Consider the following 18,368-nt stretch of genomic DNA (forward strand, 5'->3'; position numbering starts at 1 on the left):
TGCATCCGGATGGTCAAAAACAGAAGATCTCAACACCATGATAACAACCGATGAGATGCACTTTGCCGAATGGCAAATCTGGCCCCAGCTGAGAATTTTGTTGCACCGGGGTAAGCCTGTAAGAATTTCTGCCAGAGCGTTTGATGTCCTGGTTGTGCTGCTGCGGGCTGGAGGTAAAGCGGTAAGTAAAGAGGCTTTACTTGTTCAGGTGTGGGGAAATGAAATTGTCGAAGAAAATAATCTTCAGGCGCAAATCTCCGCTATACGCCGCATTCTGGGTCACGATCGGCATCTACTTGTCACCGAATTTGGTTGTGGTTACCGCTTAAATATCAATAGTGCACCGCTGCAAACGCCTGCGAAACCAGAGCTACCCGAGCCTGTTGTTACCCCTTTTCTGACGTCGATTTTAGGGCGGGACCAGGCTGTGCAGGACGTCTGTACGTTATTAAATCACCACCCTCTGGTCACGATTACAGGTTCCGGGGGCGTGGGGAAAACGCGTCTGGCGTGGGAAGTCGTCAATCTTATGCGCACGCATTTTCCGGAGGGAACTTGCGTGGTTGAACTGGCGCATATCACCGAAGCCTCCAGCTTGTTATCTGTGTTTTCTCAGGCGCTACATCTTCCATTAGTTAGCCTGCATCATGATGCCGATTTACGGCAACAGCTTGCGCGACGCCGCTGTTTACTGCTGGTTGATAACTGCGAACATTTAATTAATGAACTGGAACCGGTGATAACCTCGCTGTTGCACGTGGCTCCCCATAGCAGGCTGTTGTTGACCAGTCAGGTAGCATTACAGATTGCTGGCGAGCAACAATATTTATTACCGCCATTACAAATTCCTGAACAGACAGACAGCGATAAGCAAACGCTACTCTCTTTTGCCAGCGTCCGTCTCTTTATCGAGCGTGTACAGGCCAACCGACATGATTTTCATCCCTCTGACAGTGAATTGTCGCTGATTGGCAAATTATGCCGCCATCTTGATGGATTGCCGTTGGCAATTGAACTTGCAGCCTCCCGTCTGCCAGTAATGAGCGTCAGCGAGATCTATAGCCGTCTGGAGGACCGTTTCCAGCTATTGAGCAATACGCACAGCGCACTGGTTCCCAGACACCAGAAAATAGTGACCACGCTGGAATGGACTTATCAGTTACTCAACGCGCGCGAACAGCGGTTATTCAGAACGCTGGGCATCTTCACCGACACGTTCAGTATGCAATCCGTCACTGATTTTCTGGTGTCCAGGGACAAGCATTACTGGCAGGTGATTGACGATGTGCAGCGGTTGCTCGCACTTTCACTGATTCAGGTCAGTAGCCAGGTGCCGGTAACCCGTTTTCGTCTGCTGGAAACCATGCGCCAGTTCGCCTGCAATAAACTCAGGCAACATGATGAATATGAAGAACTTTCTCTCCGTTTCGCCGATTATTATAAAGCCCTGGTGGAACAGGCCCAGGCTGACTGGCTGGTGCTGCCGACGGAACAGTGGCGGGAGCGTTATCGTCACATCCTTAATGATTTGCGCAGTGTTTTACAGCAAACATTAACCGAGGGGCGTGATTCCTCTACAGGGCTGGCGATCTTACAGGCTATGACGCCTTTCTGGATTGAATATTCCCTCTATGATGAATGTCAGCGTCATATCTCTCCTCTGTTATATGAAAATAGCTCGCGGGTCGTTTTAACGTTACGCCAGAGAATGCATCTCTGTGCCGCAGCGGGTAAGGCATCAACCTGGGCAAAAGGCCCGACATCTGAAACCCATTCAGCCTGGCAAACCGCACTGACGCTGGCAGAAAAGCTCGACGACAAAGAGATACGTTTGCAGGCGCATTACGGGTTATGGTTGTATTGCTTGCGCACGGGCGAGCTGAATACATCGCTTCTGCATGCGCAGTCGCTGTATGATCTCGCGCTCGCCATCAAAGACGCGGAGGCGCAGGCTACCGGGCTACGTCTTCTCGGCGTTTCACTGCATTTTTTAGGGCAGCATGCTGTCGGGCGCAATTACCTGCTGCAATCGCTGGCCTGGTACGATCGGGAGAGCGTAAGCCACTCTTTTCGTTTCGGTCTTGATCAACAGAGTGCTGGTATGGCTTTTCTGTCTCGCTTGCTCTGGGTACAGGGGGAGTATCAGGCCGCGAAACAGATGGCATGGCGCGGTGTGAAAAAAACCGCGCGTTTACAGCATGCCTGCTCGCTTTGCTGCGCGCTGGCTGAAGGTGCCTGTATGACAGCGGCGCTTGATCGCCATCCGCGTTGGGTTGTAAAGGCCGCAAACTGGCTTATTTTTCTGGCAGAAAAGCATGATTTGTATTTCTGGAAGACCTATGGCGAGTTGTTTCTTGTCTGGGCAAAACGGTTCAGCCATGCCGACGTGGGTCAAAGTACACTGTTTAGTTCGCTGCGTGCGATGGGATTAGACTGGCAATATTCCCCGTTGCTCTCAGAAATTGATATCGGGATATCGCAGCAAACCGCCAGGCTGGATCATGAAAACTGGTGCGCGCCTGAGTTGATGCGTCTTTCCGCCGCGCAGTTACCTCCGCAGCAGCAACGCCCGTTGTTAGAGCTGGCGCTGAACAAGGCACGACAGCAACAGGCACATGGTTGGTCCCTGCGTATTGCTTATTCACTGGCAACGTTGCTGGTGGAAGCCGGAGAACAATTGGCGGCTAACCAGTTAATAGAAAACGTTTTACATGATGTCGATGGCTCAGACAGCGCGACGGATGTCAGACACGCTCTGGCGCTATGTGCCCGAATGGCGACCTGAAGTTTGACGTCTCACGGCTGTTAATAATCCCATCATCACCAGCCCGGCTCCCGCTGAGGAGATCAGTGTCCAGCTATGCGTTGCCTCCCATAACCCGGTAGCCACCAATGAACCGCATGCCCCGCCAATAAACATAACGCTCATAAAGAGAGTATTAAGCCGGTTTCTGGCATCCGGACGCAAAGAATAAATCGTGTGCTGGTTAGCTATCAGTACACATTGTTCACCCGCATCCAGGAGTAAAATGCCCGCCACCATACCCGCCATACTGTTCCAGCCCCAAAAAACAATCCAGGCGAACAGCATCAGTAACACACCAAAAACAACCATTCGAAATGATCCCTGGCGGTCACTGAAACTTCCCGCCAGAGGCGCACACAGAATACCGATGAGTCCCAAAATCGCCAGGGTTCCGGTTATGCCTGCACCGTAATGGTAGCGATGGGCTAACCAGAAAGGGAGCACGGTCCACAGCACGCTGAAGGAGGCAAACAGCATGGCTTGTGTCAGCGTCGCATTACGTACTTGCGGCTCGCTTTTCCACAGATCACCTAATGAACGTAATACCGCCAGATAGTGAAATGTTGGCGTGGGCAACGTCTGAGAAGGCAAAAGGCGGGCGATGAAAAATAGCGCCAGCAATGTCATGAGCGCGCCGGACAAAAAGACGCCACGCCAGTCGAAATACTGACCGATGAGGCCTCCGATAGCCCGGCCAGCAAGAATACCTGCGAGGACACCGCTCATCACGGTACCTACTGTTTTGCCCCGGGAAGACGGCCTGGAGAGAGAGGCAGCAAGCGGCACTATTTGTTGGGCAACGGTTGCAGCCATACCCGTAAGGAACGAGAAGAACACCAGTACAGTCGCCGTTGGGGATAGCATCATGCCGATCAGCGCCAGCAAAAGCACCTGAGCCTGACGCAGGATAAGCCGTTGACGTTCAATATAATCACCCAGTGGGATCAGAAATAATAAACCCGCCGCATAGCCTAACTGGGTGGCCATGGGGATTAACGAAACCGCTTCCCATTCATTGGGAAAGGCACCCGCGATCAGATTAAGAACGGATTGGTTAAAATAAATATTCGCTACAACAATACAGCAAATTATTGCCAGCATCAGAATCCTGGCAGAAGAAAGCTCGTGGTTGTCCGTACGCACTGGCCACTCCTCGCTCTAAGCTCACTCTTTTTTTGCAGAATAAGCAGAGGCGGCTCTCAACGCTTTGGCCGTTTTTTTCAGACGTCTGAATTCTGTTGCCCAAGATTCTGAAATTAAGATCGGTTACTAATCCTTCTTATGTTGTTAACAGTGCTTAATTTGAGGAGCAACCCATGGATTTAAAACTGACAGGAAAAGTGGCTCTGGTAACCGGAGCGCGAAGCGGGATTGGTTTCAGTATTTGTGAAGAACTGGCCGCCAATGGTGTGCATTTAGTGATGGTTTCCAGACGAGAACCTGAGCTGATCCTGGCGGCAAAAAAAATCACCGATAAATATGGTGTTTCAGCGCTGCCTGTCGCCGGGGATGTAACGGATCCCGACCTACCTTCTCGGGTGGTTGAACAAGCAGAAAAGGTTTTTCAGCACATTGATTTGCTGGTGAATAATGCCGGAAGAGCACATGCGGGCACGCTGTTAACCACCCCGGAAGAGGAGTGGCAGTTAATGACGGAGACCAAATTCTCCGCCATGCGACGCTTTTGCAAGGCTGTAATACCCGGAATGCAAAGACGAGGCTGGGGACGGATTGTCAATATTTCATCTATTGGCGGCATCTATCCCAACCCGCAACTTACCGTCTCACATGCACTGAGCGCTGCCATCAACAACCTGACCCGTAGCATAGCGCTGAGCGTGGCCGCGGATGGCATTCTGGTTAATGCTATTGGTGTAGGCGCTGTCGCGACGGATAACTGGGCGCAGAATATGCTACCGAATGTCCGCACTCGGCGTCCTGAACTGGCTGACAAAACGGACGACGAGGTTATGGCTTTACTGGGTAAAGAGAAGACCCCGGTAGGCCGCTTTGGGCTTCCCGAAGACATTGCATCAATTACTGCTTTTCTGCTTTCAGATAGAAATCAGTTTGTTACCGGGCAGACAATTGAAGCTTCAGGCGGAGCAGAGCGGTTTATGTGATTTTTCACACCCCTCAAGGATGAGAGCGGGGATCATGTCTGATTGCACGACCAAAAACGCGTTGTATTGAGTGTCGTGAAGCCTGAATCTGCGCGTATCGGTTGGTATCGGCAAGTTTAACGGGCTGGTTTTTCTATGAGCGCGGCAACCCAGTCCGCAAAGGCGCGCACGGCGGGAGAAAGAAAGCGTTGATGCGGATAAAGCAATGTGACCGGCACTGATGGCGGCTGCCAGTCTGCCAGAACCTCGATTAACCTTCCTTCCTGCAGATGCTCCGAGACAATACGCTCGGCAAGCTGCGCCAGCCCGAAACCGTCAAGACACATTTTGATATACAGTCCTGTTTCATTGACGGCGGTTTCTCCGCTTACAGGAACGGAAAGTGTTTCTGCTCCGCGGACAAAGCGCAATTCGTTCGCACGCCTCGCCTGGCTGGAAAAGTAGTGGATTGCCCGATGCCGGGACAACTCTACGGGCGACTGCGGAATACCGTATTCCCTGAGATAGTCCGGCGAGGCGCAGGTTATCCAGCGAAAGCGGCCCAGCAGGCGGGCAACCAGCGTCGAGTTGCTCAGTTCCCCCGTTCTGATCACACAGTCCACGCCCTCCTGGACAAGATCGACCTGCCGATCGCTTACTCCTATCATCAGGTAGATGTCCGGATAACGCCGGTAAAAATCTTTCAGATTTGGCATGACGATGAAATGGGCGATCCCTCCGGGCATATCCACCCGTAAACGTCCCTGTGGCCTTTTGACGGCGTCCGTCAGGCTGGATTCAGCATGCTCGATTAACGAGAGTATTTCCCGGCACTGTGCAAGATACTGTAAACCTTCGGGAGTGAGGCTCACCCGCCGCGTTGTCCTGTTAAGCAGGCGTACCTGCAGGTATTTCTCAAGGTTTTTAATGGCGCTGGTGACGGTTGATGACGGCAGTGAAAGCGTCTGAGCCGCGCGCACGAAGCTTCCGGCTTCAGCAACCCGCGTAAAAATCTGCATCGCCTGAATACGATCCATAGTCCTTCTCTCCAGAGCCGATAACGCTGCCGATAGTTAACTTCATTATTCGCAGATTATGAATAATGAAAACGCGTTAAGCATCTTTTTCAGGTTAATTGAGTGACGTATCGTTTTTCTGTTGACCAGAAAAGAGGCTCTTTAAATGACCGATTACGTGAGAAATATTGTTAATAATCAGAATACAACTTCCCCTGCGACGTTGATCCGTGGCGCAACGATACTGAGTATGGATGATAACGTAGGGAATATTGAGCGCGGTGATATTCTTATCAGCGGGTCAACCATTACCGCCGTGGGTCAGAACCTGAACGCAGAGAAAGCCCGCGTCATAGACGCCGCAAACATGATTGCCATGCCGGGGATGGTGGATTCTCATCGTCACTCCTGGGAAGGACAACTGCGCCGCATTAACCCTAATGCCACCTGTCTGGACGATTACAGCAACGCCACGCACTTCTCTTTTGCCAAATACTATCGCCCTTCCGATATCTATGTGGGTAACCTGCTGACAGCGCTGGGCGCGATTGACGCAGGCATCACGACAATCATTGATAATTCCCATAACAGCCGCACCGCTGCGCATTCAGACGCGGCCGTTGAGGCTTTGCTTGATGCGGGCATCCGCGCTGTACACGCTTCCGGCGCACCGGTATCGGGTGAATGGGACAAGGCGCACTGGCCCGGTAACTGGCAACGCCTGCAGGAAAAGTATTTCAGGAACAATCCTGAAGGCCTTGTTTCTCTTGCGGTTATGGCTCAACTGGAGCCAGAGATGTGGGCCGAGGCCCGCAGGCTGGGGGTGCCGATCGTCACTGAATTCTTTGGTGCTGAGATGGCCTCTGAGCTTGAATCGCTGCATCAGCGGGGCCTTCTCGGGCCGGACAATATTTTCAATCATTGCACATCGCTGCCTGACGAAGGATGGAAAATCCTGCGCGAAGCGGGTGTCCGGGTGAACGTCTGCCCGCGTTCTGATGCGCACTATGGCATTGAAGACGGTATGTTTGCCATTGAGGCTGCGCAACGTCACGGTATCAACCCGGGCCTGAGCGTGGATAACGAAACGTCCTACAGTACCGATATGTTTATGGAAATGCGCGTGGCCTTTTACCTGCAGCGGGTGATGGGCAGGCACAAGCAGCACTGCTGCGATTCCGCACATTCGCTGACAACACTTCCGGCGGCACAACTCCTTAAAGCGGCGACCGTCGATGGCGCGGCCTGTGCCGGGCTACAGGACAAAATCGGCAGCCTGACACCGGGTAAACAAGCCGATCTGATCCTGATTAACGCCAGCGACATCAACCTTTATCCCTCCGGGAATGCCTTTGGCACGGTGGTACATGCGACAGAGCGCAGCAACATTGATACCGTCATGATCGGCGGACGCATCGTCAAGCAGAACGGCAAAGTCGTGGGCGTCGACAGCTCGCGACTTCACGCAGCGATTGATGAATCGCGTCAACATCTGTTTGCTGCTGCAGGATATAAGCCTGATATTTTTGCGGAAACCTTCCTGCCGCTGGAGCAGACACACTGACAGAGATGAAACGCATGAGCATGATTTATTACGTAATCGCGTTTGCCGCAGGCCTCGGGATCACCCTGCAGACGACCCTGAACAGCCAACTGGCAAGAGGGTTAGGCGGAGATGCAGTGACTGCCGCGCTGTTTTCCTTTGCGGCCGGGGCGTTCAGCCTCGCGGTTTACTCGTTGCTGCGGGGAGGATTATTCACCTCGCTTGCCGCCATTCCATCTCAGCCACTGTGGAGTCTGGCGGGCGGGCTGATCGGTACATGTGCCCTGTTCAGCTATGTCGTGCTCGCGCCGAAAATTGGTTTTTCAGCCCTGCTCGGGCTGGCGATTGTCGGGCAACTGCTTTCGTCGCAGGTGATTGACCATTTTGGTTTGCTGGGTGCCATCCGGCGTCCGGTTTCGGTGCTAAAGCTGGGTGGCATGCTGGTCATGCTGGCAGGGCTTGCCATCATGCTGTTCGGCGATCGGCTTTCTGAGCGTTTTCTGCATTAACAGAGTGAAATACTGCTCCCTGCTTATTACGGGTTTGCCCTGCTGCAGACATCCGTGTGCATTTATTTAAGCTACTGCGTACTTTTCCCTGGAGAAATAACATGGCAACTGATGTCAGAAATTTGCTGGGAGAGTGTCCTCTCTGGTGCGAAAGAACACGCCGGCTGTTCTGGACGGACATTGAAGGTAGTGAACTACTCGTCTTACAAGAAGACAGTAACGTTGTGATGCGATGGTCTCTGCCTGAACGCCTTGGATCGTTTGCCTTTACCGAAAAGACGGGATGTCCTGCTGATGGGGCTGGCGTCCGGCTTAGGCTTTTATGAACTCAGTACTGGTATTTTTACCGCAGTTGCAGCGTCCCCAGGGGAAGCGGGTACCCGTATCGGAGATGGCCGGAGCGACCGTTCTGGTAACTTTGTCTTTGGAACCATGGATGACAGTTATCCCGTCAAAGTGGTCGGTAAATTTCACCGACTCAATGCGGCCATACATCCCCTGGAATCCAAAGCACCTGTTCGACGCTGGCAGGCGAGGGATTCACAACCCTGTATTGCCTCAGTGCCTGTGTGAGCCTCTCTGCGCCGTCAAGGTACGACGGCGCACTGATGAAGGCCGAATCAGACCTATACGCCGGTTTGCCAGAAAGTTGGTTTGCAGCGTACACAACGTAACGGCTCTGATTATCGCATGCAGGCAGAACGGTATATTGATCAACGGGGAGCAGTTCAAATCACCCAACTGAGTACAGGCGCGACCAAACTTACGCTGCCAGTTCTTCTCCGCGTTTTGCAGGATTTCTCCCGCCCGCCGTCATACGTAATTTTTATGGAAGACATTCAAACAGCGGCATATCCAGCGGCTGTTCCACTCATAAAATCTGTCGGTCGATAGAGGATGTCGACACATGCAGCGTCCCGGAAGCCTTTCGCAGTGAACCCTGGGGACCACCTCGGTGAAATAGATCAGCTACCGGGAGAAGGCAAACATAATGGCGTTCTCTTTTTTGCAACACTTCGTGCGAATTAAACGGATGGACGTTTACACGCGGGCAACATAATAATCACAATCACGATAAAAACGAGACTACGCGCGGCCTTCCGGCTGATGACGTGTCCGTGGTATGCAGGATTATCATGAAGCAGGCAGAGAATCTGGCTGTCACCGTCATCGCAAAGCAGTTCAACGGTGCTGGCAATGTACTACTGACCCTGGCGTCTGCCAGTGGTCATCCACTACCGGCGTTCACTCCCGGTGCTCATATTGATGTGACCATTCCCGACTGCGGCAAGCGGCAGTATTCGCTCTGCTCCGTTGCCGGGGCGGGGCACTACCAAATTTGCGTCCGTCTCGATCAGGCATCGGGCGGCGGCTCTCGCTGGCTGCACCATCAGGTGCAGACCGGGGCGAGCTTAACCATCTCCGCTCCACGCAACCATTTTCCCTTGCCGCAGGCACCGCGTACGCTGCTGTTTGCCGCCGGTATTGGCCTGACGCCGCTGCTGGTAATGGCGGAACAGCTGGCGGTGCAGGGTGCCGATTTCACGCTGCATCTGTTTCTCAAACGCCATGATGAACTGCCGTTCAGCGCGCGGCTGGAGCAACTTGGCGCGAGCGTGGTGCTGCATTACAGCAGCGAAGGTGACAGTCTGCGTCAGCATGTCCCGGCCGATCTTAAACAGTCGCACGACAGCGTGTTGGTGAGCTGTGGCCCGGCGGGTTTTATGGACCATCTGCATCAGTTAGCGCTGAAATACGGCTGGCGCGCTGATCAATTGTACAGTGAAAAATTCAAAGCCAGTGCTGCCACGCAATCGGTTGCTGGCGACACGTTCACGGTAGAAATCGCCTCGAGCGGGGCGCGTTACACCATCAATGCTGATGAAAGTATTGCGGAGGTGCTGGAGCGTGCCGGGATCGACATTGAACTCTCCTGCGAACAGGGGATGTGCGGAGCCTGCATTACCGGTGTGCTGCATGGTGAGCCAGATCATCGCGATGAAGTGTTGAGCCAGACAGAGCGCACAGCCAATGATTGCATCGTGCTGTGCTGTTCGCGTGCCCGTTCCCCACTCCTGGTACTCGACCTGTGAGCGCCTATCCGGGCGCAACAGGTGCGCGTTTACCCCGCTGGTTGCTGCCGCAAGAGTGGCCGATGGATGGCGATCAACCGGCGCTGGCAACCTTGCATTTCCGCGAAGAGGGCACCCGGATCGAGCCGGATCAGAATGTTAGTGGCTATCTGGCGCTCAATGGTGCACTGGTGCTGCCAGCGCTGATTGAACCCCACGCGCATCTCGATAAAACCTTCACCGCGCAGCGCAGTCCGCCCCAACAGCCGGGCCTGCTGGCAGCCATCGCCGCCATGCATCAGGACCGGGTGCGCTGGAGTGCGGACGACCTGCGGCAGCGTGCCAGCCAGGCACTGAGCTGGGCGGTGGAGGCCGGTGTGGGTCTGCTGCGTACCCATATCGACTGGTTTGCTGCCGATGCCCCGCTGGCATGGCAGGTTGTGGGTGAGTTGCAGCATCCGCTGTGCACCATTGAACGTGTCGCGCTGGCCCCGGTGACCTTTTTTGCTGATGCCGCCCAGGCGGATCATATCGCCGCCCAGGTGGCCGCTAGTGGTGCGCTGCTCGGGGGCTTTATTCACAGCAGCAACTGGGATGCCCAGGCGTTTACCCATTTATTGCAGGCGGCGGAACGCTGGCAGCTGGATATCGATCTGCATATCGACGAAGAACTGAGCCACGATGCGCAGGGCTTGCGCTGGCTGGCGTGCTATTTGCGGCAGTATTCGTTTAACGGACGCATTACCTGTAGCCACGGTTGTGCCCTGGCGCAGCAGGAAGACGGCGAGGCCATCCTTGAGGTGCTGGCGCAACATCGCGTCACCCTGATTGCGCTGCCGCTGACCAACCTGCTGTTACAGGACGCAGTGCCGGGACGCACCCCGCGTCAGCGCGGTTTAACGCTGATTAAAGAGGCGCAGGCGCGCGGCATCCCCTTGCTGTTAGGGGCGGATAACGTGCAGGACGCGTTCTGTCCGGTCGGCAGCTACGACCCGCTCGACACGCTGTTCAGCGGCCTGCTGAGTGCGCAGCTGGGTATGGCCTTTGATGAAGCATCGGCACTGATTTGTCAGCGTACGGCGTTGCATGATGGTGCAAATGTGTTGGCTAACGATTTTGTCATTTTCCCTGCAGCCGAGGCGGCAAGCTGGCCACTGCGTAGCCGCAGTCGCTATCGGTTGAAACAGGGGATCTGTTATGGGGAATTCAGCAATGACACTTGAAGCTGGGGCGGGTAAACCGCTGGCGAAGTATGCCGCGTGGCGACGCGCGGGCGATTTTATCTTTCTCTCCGGCATTATCCCGGTGAACCCACAAACCGCGCTGATTGTGCGCGGTTACGACGATATCCCCGCCGGGGCGCAGCAACTGCTGGGGCGCACCGGTGAGTTCTCCACCGATATCAAAGAAGGGCCGATCCTGGCGCAAAGCTGGTATGTGCTGGAGAGCATCCGCACCACCATTGAGAGCGCGGGCGGCCAGATGAGCGACGTGATCAAACTGGTGCAGTACTTCCGCAATCTGGATCACTTTCCGCACTACAGCCGGGTGCGCAAGTTGTTTTACCCCGATACGCCACCGGTTTCTACCGTGGTTCAGGTGAGTGAAATGCTGCCCAGCCCGGATGTCTTAATTGAAGTTGAAGCGACGGCGTGGTTGCCGCAATAACACGAGGAAGCAAGATGTTACATGGTTATATTCCGGCAAACCGCTTTTTGCCGTATCTGAGCTGGACCGATATCGCCACGTTGGACGACAAAACCAACACAGTGATTGTGCTGCCGACCGGGGCGATTGAGCAGCATGGCCCGCATCTGCCGTGTGCGGTGGATAGCGTGATCTCCTCCGGGGTAGTCGGCCATGCACTGGCACGTTTACCGGCAACGATCCCGGCCTACGCCATTCCGCCCATCACTTATGGCAAATCGGACGAGCATCTGCATTTCCCCGGCACTCTGACGCTAACTGGTGAGACGCTGCTGCACACCATTCTGGAGATTGGCGAATCGCTGTACCGCGCCGGTTTCCGTAAGTTCCTGATGGTCAACGGCCATGGTGGTCAGCCGCAGCCGTTGCAGATGGCAGCGCGCGAACTGCGCCTGCGTCACGGCGACATGATCATCATCATGCAGGACACCTTCAAAGTGCCGAACTGCGCCGAAAGTTTTATGGACGAGCAAGAACGTCAGATGGCGATGCACGCCGGTCATGCCGAAACCGCGCTAATGCTGGCGTTGGCACCGGATACTGTGCAGATGGACAAAGCAGTCGCCAACTATCCACCGGTATTCCCGTGCCCGACGCTCTCCCGCACCCGTCCGATGGCGGCATGGGCGTCATATGACTTTGGCCCGAGTGGTGTGATCGGCGATCCGCGCCCGTCAACCAAAGAGCAGGGGGATGCGATTCTGGATTCACTGGCGACCAGTTGGGCGCAGGTGATTACCGAAGTGCATCAGATGACATGGGTAACACGCGCTGAACCGGCGTGGGGCACAGGGCAGTGGCAGGGCAAAGTATTAGACCAAAACGACGCAGCATCATTATTACCACCGCGCTAATTCGGGGATCGGCTATGAAACAAACATTGAGCATTGTCGCCGCGCTTTCCATGGCCCTGTCGGCCCAGGGAATGGCTGCCGAGAAATTTACATTTATGACCAACTGGTATGCTCAGGCCGAGCATGGCGGTTTTTATCAGGCCCAGGCACAGAATCTGTACCGTGATGCCGGTCTGGACGTCACCATCAAAATGGGAGGGCCGCAGGTGCACACCATGCAGTTGATGGCGGCAGGCCAGGCCGACTGCATCATCAGCGATAACATGCAGGCGCTGGAATCCTGGCAGCAGGGCGTGGAAGCTGTACCGGTTGCCACCACCTTCCAGCATTCGGCGATTGTGTTTATCACCCACCCGGATGTGAAAAGCCAGGCCGATTTGCAGGGTAAAACTTTCCTGTTAGCCGCCGAAGCCTATACCTCCTACTGGCCGTGGGCGCAGAGCGTTCTCAACCTGAAAAACGCCCGCGTGCGCCCGTATACCTTCAGCGTGCAGCCGTTCCTCGCGGATAAAACCCTGGTACAGCAGGGCTACGTGACCTCCGAACCTTTTGCGGTGCAGAAAGCCGGGGCGCAGGCCAACGTCTACCCGATCAGCGACTGGGGCTACCCACCATACGGCAACAGCATCGTGTGCATGAAATCGACCATCGAGAAACGTCCGCAGGCGGTCGCGGCTTTTGTTAAAGCCTCGATGCAGGGCTGGAAAAACTACCTGGAGAATCCGGCACCGGGCAACACGCTGATTAAGAAAGAAAACCCGCAGATGACCGACGAACAGATCGCCTTCGGCATCGCCCAGATGAAAAAGTATCAGATGCTGACAGGCGGCGATGCGCAGACAGGCGGTATCGGGATTATGACCGTACCGCGTCTGAAGCAGACCTGGCAGTTGCTGGTGGACAACAAGCTGATCGATCCAGTGAAAGTACCGTTTGACGGCAGCTACACCCTGAAATTCATTGAAGACGTGAAGGTCATGCCATGAATGTCGCCAGCCGACTGACCCTGATGAGCAATGATGTGCAAGCGGTGCCGCTGCATGCGGCACCCCCGGCGATTGAAGTGCTCTCTGCGGAGAAAATTTATCCGAATGGTACGCGTGCGTTGCTGCCGGTGGACCTGACAATTCGCCAGGGCGAATTTGTCTCGCTGCTCGGTCCGTCCGGCTGTGGCAAAAGTACCTTGTTAAAAATGATCGCCGGGCTGATAGAGTCGAGCGATGGAAAACTGATGCTTTTCCGTCGCGATCGTCGGGAAAAACAGCGTGATCTGCCGTTATCGTTCGTTTTTCAGGAGGCGACGCTGATGCCGTGGAGCAACGTACATAAAAATGTGCGCCTGCCCCTCGACTTGTCCGGTGTGCCGCGGGCCGAAGCCGATACCCGCGTGCGCGAAATCCTTGATCTGGTGGGGCTGGGGCAGTTTGGCCATGTGCTGCCACGTGAGCTGTCCGGGGGAATGCAGATGCGTGTGTCGATTGCCCGTGGCCTGGTGACGCGCCCGAAAGTGCTGCTGATGGATGAACCCTTCGGTGCACTGGATGAGATCACCCGTAACAAACTGGATAGCGATCTGCTGCAGCTGTGGCAGGAGCAGAAGCTGACGGTGGTGTTTGTCACCCACTCGATTCAGGAAGCGGTATTCCTGTCGCAGCGCGTGATCATGATGGCGGCACGGCCGGGCCGCGTGGTGGATGACATCAGCATTGATGCGCCATTCCCGCGTGATGATGAGTTTCGCGTCAGCCAGCAATTTACCCAGTATGCCCAGCAGTTGCAGCGCGGTCTGTTTGCTGCCAGTCAGGAGAGCAAATGATGAAAAAGCCCTTAGCCGCGCAGCGTAAATTTCAGCAGTGTCTGTTCCCGGCGCTGTTTGCCATTGTGCTGCTGTTGCTGTGGCAGTTCCTGGTGACGGCGCTGAAGGTGCCCGCCTTCCTGGTGCCGTCGCCGCAGGTGGTGGCACAAAGCCTGGTGCAGAACTTCCCGACGCTGTTTATGTCGCTGCTCTACACCCTGAAAATCACTGTGATCTCCTTTCTGGTGGCGATTGTGATTGGCTCGGTCATGGCGTTTTTGCTGGTGCAGAACCGCTTTATCGAAAGTGCGTTGTTTCCCTACATCGTGTTTTTGCAGGTGACGCCGATTGTGGCGATTGCCCCGCTGATCATCATCTGGGTGAAAGATACCACTATGTCGCTGGTGGTGTGTGCCACGCTGATGGCGGTGTTTCCCATCATCTCCAATACCACTCAGGGGCTGCGCAGTGTCTCGCCGGGCCTGTTAAGTTACTTCAAACTTAACCATGCGTCGCGGTTGCAGATTTTACTGCGCCTGCGCATTCCTTCGGCATTGCCGTACTTTTTCGGTGCGCTGCGTATCTCCAGCGGCTTGTCGCTGATTGGCGCAGTGGTGGCGGAGTTCGTCGCCGGTACGGGTGGTACCGACACCGGGCTGGCCTACCAGATTTTACAGGCCGGTTATCAGCTCAATATTCCGCTGATGTTTGCCGCGCTGTTACTGATTTCCCTGGCGGGGTTCCTGCTGTTTGCCCTGATGTCGTGGCTAACGCGCCGCGTATTGGCGGACTGGCATGAGAGCGAACTTACCCCGACCTGATACCTCAACAACAGGAAAGAAAGATGTCTGATTCCGATCGTCAGTCTGTACTGGCGGCGCTGGTCGCAGCGCTGCCTGAGCTGGACTGGATTAAAGATGCGCCCAAGGTCAAACGCCTGTCGCGCGATTTTCACTGGTTCAGCCCGGTGTTGAAACCGCAACTGGAAGAGAAATTTGCTGAGCTGGCAGTGCGCCCGCGTGATGAACAGGAACTGGTGTCAGTGGTGGCTGCCTGTGCAGCCCGTCGCATCCCGCTCAATCTGCGCGGGGGCGGCACCGGTAACTACGGTCAGTTGATCCCGCTGGAGGGCGGGGTGATGGTCGATATGACCAGACTGAACGCTGTGGTGAGCATGGGGCAAGGCACGGTGCGCGCGCAGGCCGGGATTCGTCTCGGTGACCTGGAAGCCCATACCCGACCACTCGGCTGGGAGCTGCGTTGTATGCCCTCCACCTGGAAGCTGGCGACGCTCGGCGGTCTGTTTGGCGGTGGTTTTGGTGGCGTGGGTTCCATCAACTATGGCCCGCTGGCGGCCCCCGGCAATGTGTTGTCAGTGAAGCTGATGACGATGGAAAAGACGCCACGCATCCTGACTCTACAGGCGCCTGACGCCTTACTGCTGCATCATGCTTACGGCAGCAACGGCATTGTGCTGGAGATTGAGCTGGCGCTGGCTCCGCGTCACGACTGGATTGAACGTCTCGACACCTTTGCCAGCTTCCCGGCAGCGATGGCCTTTGCCGATGCGCTGGCAAAATCGCCAGGGCTGGTGAAGCGTCAGGTGGCGGTGATGGCGGCGCCGGTGCTGGATTACTTCACCGATCTCGCCGATGCGGGCATAGCGGGGCAGCATGGCGTGATTTCGGTGGTCGGGGTGGAGAGCGACCGACTAATGCCATCATTGCTGACGCAGCATGATGGCCGCAACGCGCTGCATTTTGCTGAGGGTGAGAATCACGGTCATTCGTTGATTGAATATTGCTGGAACCATACCACGTTGCAGGCACTGAAGGTCGATAAGACCCTGACCTATTTGCAAACTGCCTATGCGCCGGAAAATTATCATCAGCAGGCGCTGGCGATGGAAGCACAATTATCAGATGAGGTGATGTCGCATATTGAGTTTCTGCGCGATATGAACGGCACGCTGACCTGTAGCGGGTTGCCGCTGGTGCGATATAGCGATGAAGAACGTCTGAACGCCATTATGGATATTTATCGTGATAACGGGGTGAAAATTAATAACCCGCACGTTATTCATATTGAAGATGGTAAACAAGGCATGGTGCGGGCAGATGTTGTGGCAATGAAACGTGCCTGCGATCCGTATAATTTACTGAATCCTGGAAAATTACGTGGCTGGGAAGTTCGCGATACATTGCCGGATGTGAAAATAACCGGCATAAATAATTAATCAATAATAAAAAATTTTTACGGCAAAGCATGCCACCGACCGTACATTTATTGTGCGGGTGGCACTGCTTTGCTCTTTTCAAAAAGTGACGAGGCTTGGGATTATGCAATTAAAAACACTAAGTGGTGCGTGTCTTGCTGCGCTGTTTTTCCCGCTTGTTCCAGCTGCACTGGCGGCGACACAGAGCAATATCAGCGATTGTCAGTACGGTGCGAGTGGTGTAAATAGCTTCACCGATATTTTCACCTGCGGTACCGTGAGCGGCAGTTTGCGCACGTTGTATTATTCAACGCACAACGCGTATTTTTCTAAAGGTTTTAATCAGGACACCCTGAGCTACGGTGGTGATATAAAATATGAAACCGCGCCGTTTTATGGTTTCCGTGCCGGTGTCAGCGGTATTTTCCTGCGCGGGATTGACCATCCGGATGAAGCTCATACCATCAGCGATATTGGTGATAATCAAACTAACGTTGGTGAGGCTTATTTAAGCTGGCAGCTGGATGATTTTAAAATTACTGCCGGTGATCAACGAATCAATATTCCTTTTGTCGGTGATTACGACTGGCGTATTACGCCTATTTTGTTCCGTGGTGTAGATGCGAATTACGGCGACAGCACCAATTATCTGCATGCCACCAAAGTCTGGCGTTATAAACCGTGGGGTGACGATCAATTCCTGAATACCACGGCCTATACCGATGTGGATGAACGCACTAACGGCATGTGGGCGTTGGGTGGTGGTCGCGGTACGCAGTGGGACGGCAAAAAACTCACCGGCCAGTTGTGGTATCAGGAGTATGCCGATTATACCCGCCTGGTGTATGGCGAGAGCCATTTACAATGGCAGGATGCGCTGTTCCAGCCGGATTTTGGCGTGCAATTTATTCGCGGCACCAGCCTGGGCAAAGCGCTGGCTGGTGAAGTGAACAGTACCTCTTACGGTGCCCAACTGGCGCTGACCCTGACTCCAGCCCTGAGCTGGAAGCTGGGCTATGACCACATCGCCGCCAGCGGCAATAGCTGGAACAACGGTTCGCTGGTGACGCCTTACGCGCACAACACTTCGTCGGGTCCTTACTTTGCGCAACCGTTCTTCACCAGTACTCAGGATCTGGGAAGCGGCAACGCTTATATGACCAATCTGAATTACGTGATGAATGAAAACCTGTCTCTGGGGACGCAGTATTCGTTTATGGATCTGAAACCGTCACCGGCTTCGGCCAGCATTAATCAGTCGGAATATCTGGTGTATTTCACCTGGAGTTTCAGTGGCATGCTGAAAGGGTTGAGCCTGACCGATTTCGCTGGGGTGCAGACATCACCGCTATATGATTCGCATTTCTGGCAGAACCGTTTAAGCCTGCAATACGACTTTTAAATCGCCGGGAGGCTTCGTGGCCTCCCGTTTTGTTGATTTATCGCGCATTTAGACACGTGCCACACGATTTCTGGCTCAATACTCACCCTTCCTGCCAGCCCGCGACACTCAACAACAAACTGCCCGCCATCGACGTCGTGTCATCACTTTCGGTATCGCTGTTTTTAGAGCTTTTTTTAAAGAGCCAAAGCACATCCACTGAAATTTCCAGAAGCGACAAGGTCTACTTCTGGCATGAAGCGGACAGTCTGAAAGCTCGCTTAGAGCGAGATATAGACTTTCATACCCTGAAAATTACGCTATTAGGTGATTCAGGGTATGCGCTTGCTGGTTACGAATATTGAGCG

Annotated in this window: 16 protein-coding genes and 2 pseudogenes; 14 read left to right on the forward strand and 4 right to left on the reverse strand. The window is 54.5% G+C overall.

The genetic code is table 11. The features are described from left to right. Positions 1–37 precede the first annotated feature (37 nt). Positions 38–2,785, forward strand: a complete 2,748-nt coding sequence (locus DK872_RS12185; RefSeq protein WP_237656194.1) for a winged helix-turn-helix domain-containing protein — start codon at positions 38–40, stop codon at positions 2,783–2,785. Here DK872_RS12185 and DK872_RS12190 read toward each other — a convergent pair. After that, a complete protein-coding gene (locus DK872_RS12190; RefSeq protein WP_035887695.1) occupies positions 2,762–3,949 on the reverse strand; it encodes an MFS transporter in 1,188 nt (395 codons plus the stop codon). The two genes, DK872_RS12185 and DK872_RS12190, sit on opposite strands and share 24 nt — an antisense overlap. Positions 3,950–4,122: 173 nt before the next feature. On the opposite strand from DK872_RS12190, the gene DK872_RS12195 reads away from it, so the two are divergent. Continuing rightward, the gene (locus tag DK872_RS12195) at positions 4,123–4,929 is read left to right on the forward strand and encodes an SDR family NAD(P)-dependent oxidoreductase (RefSeq protein WP_035887697.1); all 807 of its coding nucleotides are present in this window, start codon (positions 4,123–4,125) and stop codon (positions 4,927–4,929) included. A gap of 116 nt (positions 4,930–5,045) precedes the next feature. Here the strand turns inward: DK872_RS12195 and DK872_RS12200 are convergent, their stop codons facing one another. After that, positions 5,046–5,945, reverse strand: a complete 900-nt coding sequence (locus DK872_RS12200; protein WP_007370406.1) for a LysR substrate-binding domain-containing protein — start codon at positions 5,943–5,945, stop codon at positions 5,046–5,048. Positions 5,946–6,090: 145 nt separating this feature from the next. On the opposite strand from DK872_RS12200, the gene DK872_RS12205 reads away from it, so the two are divergent. From DK872_RS12205 to DK872_RS28000, 3 genes and pseudogenes are all read left to right on the forward strand, one after another. Further along, positions 6,091–7,488: an amidohydrolase family protein gene (locus DK872_RS12205; RefSeq protein WP_007370407.1), complete on the forward strand. Its 1,398-nt coding sequence runs from the start codon at positions 6,091–6,093 to the stop codon at positions 7,486–7,488. A gap of 14 nt (positions 7,489–7,502) precedes the next feature. After that, a complete protein-coding gene (locus DK872_RS12210) occupies positions 7,503–7,976 on the forward strand; it encodes a DMT family transporter (protein ID WP_161518397.1) in 474 nt (157 codons plus the stop codon). Positions 7,977–8,077: 101 nt separating this feature from the next. Beyond that, positions 8,078–8,650 (forward strand): annotated as a pseudogene (locus DK872_RS28000) (SMP-30/gluconolactonase/LRE family protein). 55 nt (positions 8,651–8,705) lie between these two features. On the opposite strand, the pseudogene DK872_RS27545 reads toward DK872_RS28000, so the two are convergent. Beyond that, positions 8,706–8,945 (reverse strand): annotated as a pseudogene (locus DK872_RS27545) (LysR family transcriptional regulator); the annotation flags it as partial. 167 nt (positions 8,946–9,112) lie between these two features. Here DK872_RS27545 and DK872_RS12225 point away from each other — a divergent pair. The 9 genes from DK872_RS12225 to DK872_RS12265 all read left to right on the forward strand — a co-directional run bounded on the left by DK872_RS12225 (position 9,113) and on the right by DK872_RS12265 (position 18,021). Further along, a complete protein-coding gene (locus tag DK872_RS12225) occupies positions 9,113–10,069 on the forward strand; it encodes a PDR/VanB family oxidoreductase (RefSeq protein WP_035887701.1) in 957 nt (318 codons plus the stop codon). Next, on the forward strand, positions 10,066–11,271 hold the full coding sequence (locus DK872_RS12230; protein ID WP_035887703.1) for an amidohydrolase family protein: 1,206 nt from the start codon (positions 10,066–10,068) through the stop codon (positions 11,269–11,271). The genes DK872_RS12225 and DK872_RS12230 overlap by 4 nt, the downstream gene beginning before the upstream one ends. Continuing rightward, a complete protein-coding gene (locus DK872_RS12235) occupies positions 11,261–11,716 on the forward strand; it encodes a RidA family protein (RefSeq protein ID WP_007370412.1) in 456 nt (151 codons plus the stop codon). The genes DK872_RS12230 and DK872_RS12235 overlap by 11 nt, the downstream gene beginning before the upstream one ends. A 14-nt stretch (positions 11,717–11,730) precedes the next feature. After that, a complete protein-coding gene (locus tag DK872_RS12240; protein ID WP_035887705.1) occupies positions 11,731–12,609 on the forward strand; it encodes a creatininase family protein in 879 nt (292 codons plus the stop codon). A 14-nt stretch (positions 12,610–12,623) separates the two neighbouring features. Continuing rightward, positions 12,624–13,595, forward strand: a complete 972-nt coding sequence (locus DK872_RS12245) for an ABC transporter substrate-binding protein (protein ID WP_007370414.1) — start codon at positions 12,624–12,626, stop codon at positions 13,593–13,595. After that, positions 13,592–14,425 carry an ABC transporter ATP-binding protein gene (locus DK872_RS12250; RefSeq protein WP_035887707.1) on the forward strand — a complete coding sequence of 278 codons (834 nt, stop codon included), beginning with the start codon at positions 13,592–13,594 and terminating at the stop codon, positions 14,423–14,425. Before DK872_RS12245 ends, DK872_RS12250 begins: the two co-directional genes overlap by 4 nt. Then, positions 14,422–15,225: an ABC transporter permease gene (locus DK872_RS12255; protein ID WP_035887708.1), complete on the forward strand. Its 804-nt coding sequence runs from the start codon at positions 14,422–14,424 to the stop codon at positions 15,223–15,225. Before DK872_RS12250 ends, DK872_RS12255 begins: the two co-directional genes overlap by 4 nt. A 23-nt stretch (positions 15,226–15,248) precedes the next feature. Next, complete coding sequence (locus DK872_RS12260; RefSeq protein ID WP_072439064.1) at positions 15,249–16,640, forward strand: FAD-binding oxidoreductase; 1,392 nt, start codon at positions 15,249–15,251, stop codon at positions 16,638–16,640. A gap of 103 nt (positions 16,641–16,743) precedes the next feature. Next, positions 16,744–18,021 (forward strand): TonB-dependent receptor, encoded by a 1,278-nt coding sequence (locus tag DK872_RS12265; RefSeq protein ID WP_035887713.1) that lies wholly within the window; start codon positions 16,744–16,746, stop codon positions 18,019–18,021. 82 nt (positions 18,022–18,103) lie between these two features. Here the strand turns inward: DK872_RS12265 and DK872_RS12270 are convergent, their stop codons facing one another. Beyond that, entirely contained in the window at positions 18,104–18,241 is a 138-nt protein-coding gene (locus DK872_RS12270) for a hypothetical protein (protein ID WP_161518398.1), read from the reverse strand. Positions 18,242–18,368: the final 127 nt, after the last annotated feature.

It is taken from the genome of Kosakonia sp. MH5 (assembly GCF_009935945.1).
GTDB classification, from domain to species: domain Bacteria; phylum Pseudomonadota; class Gammaproteobacteria; order Enterobacterales; family Enterobacteriaceae; genus Kosakonia; species Kosakonia radicincitans.

What these genes read in the sequence shown, in the direction of transcription:
- DK872_RS12185 (WP_237656194.1), top strand. Translation starts at nt 38, where the DNA reads ATGATAACAACCGATGAGATGCACTTTGCCGAATGGCAAATCTGGCCC.
- DK872_RS12195 (WP_035887697.1), top strand. Translation starts at nt 4,123, where the DNA reads ATGGATTTAAAACTGACAGGAAAAGTGGCTCTGGTAACCGGAGCGCGA.
- DK872_RS12200 (WP_007370406.1), bottom strand. Translation starts at nt 5,945, where the DNA reads ATGGATCGTATTCAGGCGATGCAGATTTTTACGCGGGTTGCTGAAGCC.
- DK872_RS12205 (WP_007370407.1), top strand. Translation starts at nt 6,091, where the DNA reads ATGACCGATTACGTGAGAAATATTGTTAATAATCAGAATACAACTTCC.
- DK872_RS12210 (WP_161518397.1), top strand. Translation starts at nt 7,503, where the DNA reads ATGAGCATGATTTATTACGTAATCGCGTTTGCCGCAGGCCTCGGGATC.
- DK872_RS12225 (WP_035887701.1), top strand. Translation starts at nt 9,113, where the DNA reads ATGAAGCAGGCAGAGAATCTGGCTGTCACCGTCATCGCAAAGCAGTTC.
- DK872_RS12235 (WP_007370412.1), top strand. Translation starts at nt 11,261, where the DNA reads ATGACACTTGAAGCTGGGGCGGGTAAACCGCTGGCGAAGTATGCCGCG.
- DK872_RS12240 (WP_035887705.1), top strand. Translation starts at nt 11,731, where the DNA reads ATGTTACATGGTTATATTCCGGCAAACCGCTTTTTGCCGTATCTGAGC.
- DK872_RS12245 (WP_007370414.1), top strand. Translation starts at nt 12,624, where the DNA reads ATGAAACAAACATTGAGCATTGTCGCCGCGCTTTCCATGGCCCTGTCG.
- DK872_RS12250 (WP_035887707.1), top strand. Translation starts at nt 13,592, where the DNA reads ATGAATGTCGCCAGCCGACTGACCCTGATGAGCAATGATGTGCAAGCG.
- DK872_RS12255 (WP_035887708.1), top strand. Translation starts at nt 14,422, where the DNA reads ATGATGAAAAAGCCCTTAGCCGCGCAGCGTAAATTTCAGCAGTGTCTG.
- DK872_RS12260 (WP_072439064.1), top strand. Translation starts at nt 15,249, where the DNA reads ATGTCTGATTCCGATCGTCAGTCTGTACTGGCGGCGCTGGTCGCAGCG.
- DK872_RS12265 (WP_035887713.1), top strand. Translation starts at nt 16,744, where the DNA reads ATGCAATTAAAAACACTAAGTGGTGCGTGTCTTGCTGCGCTGTTTTTC.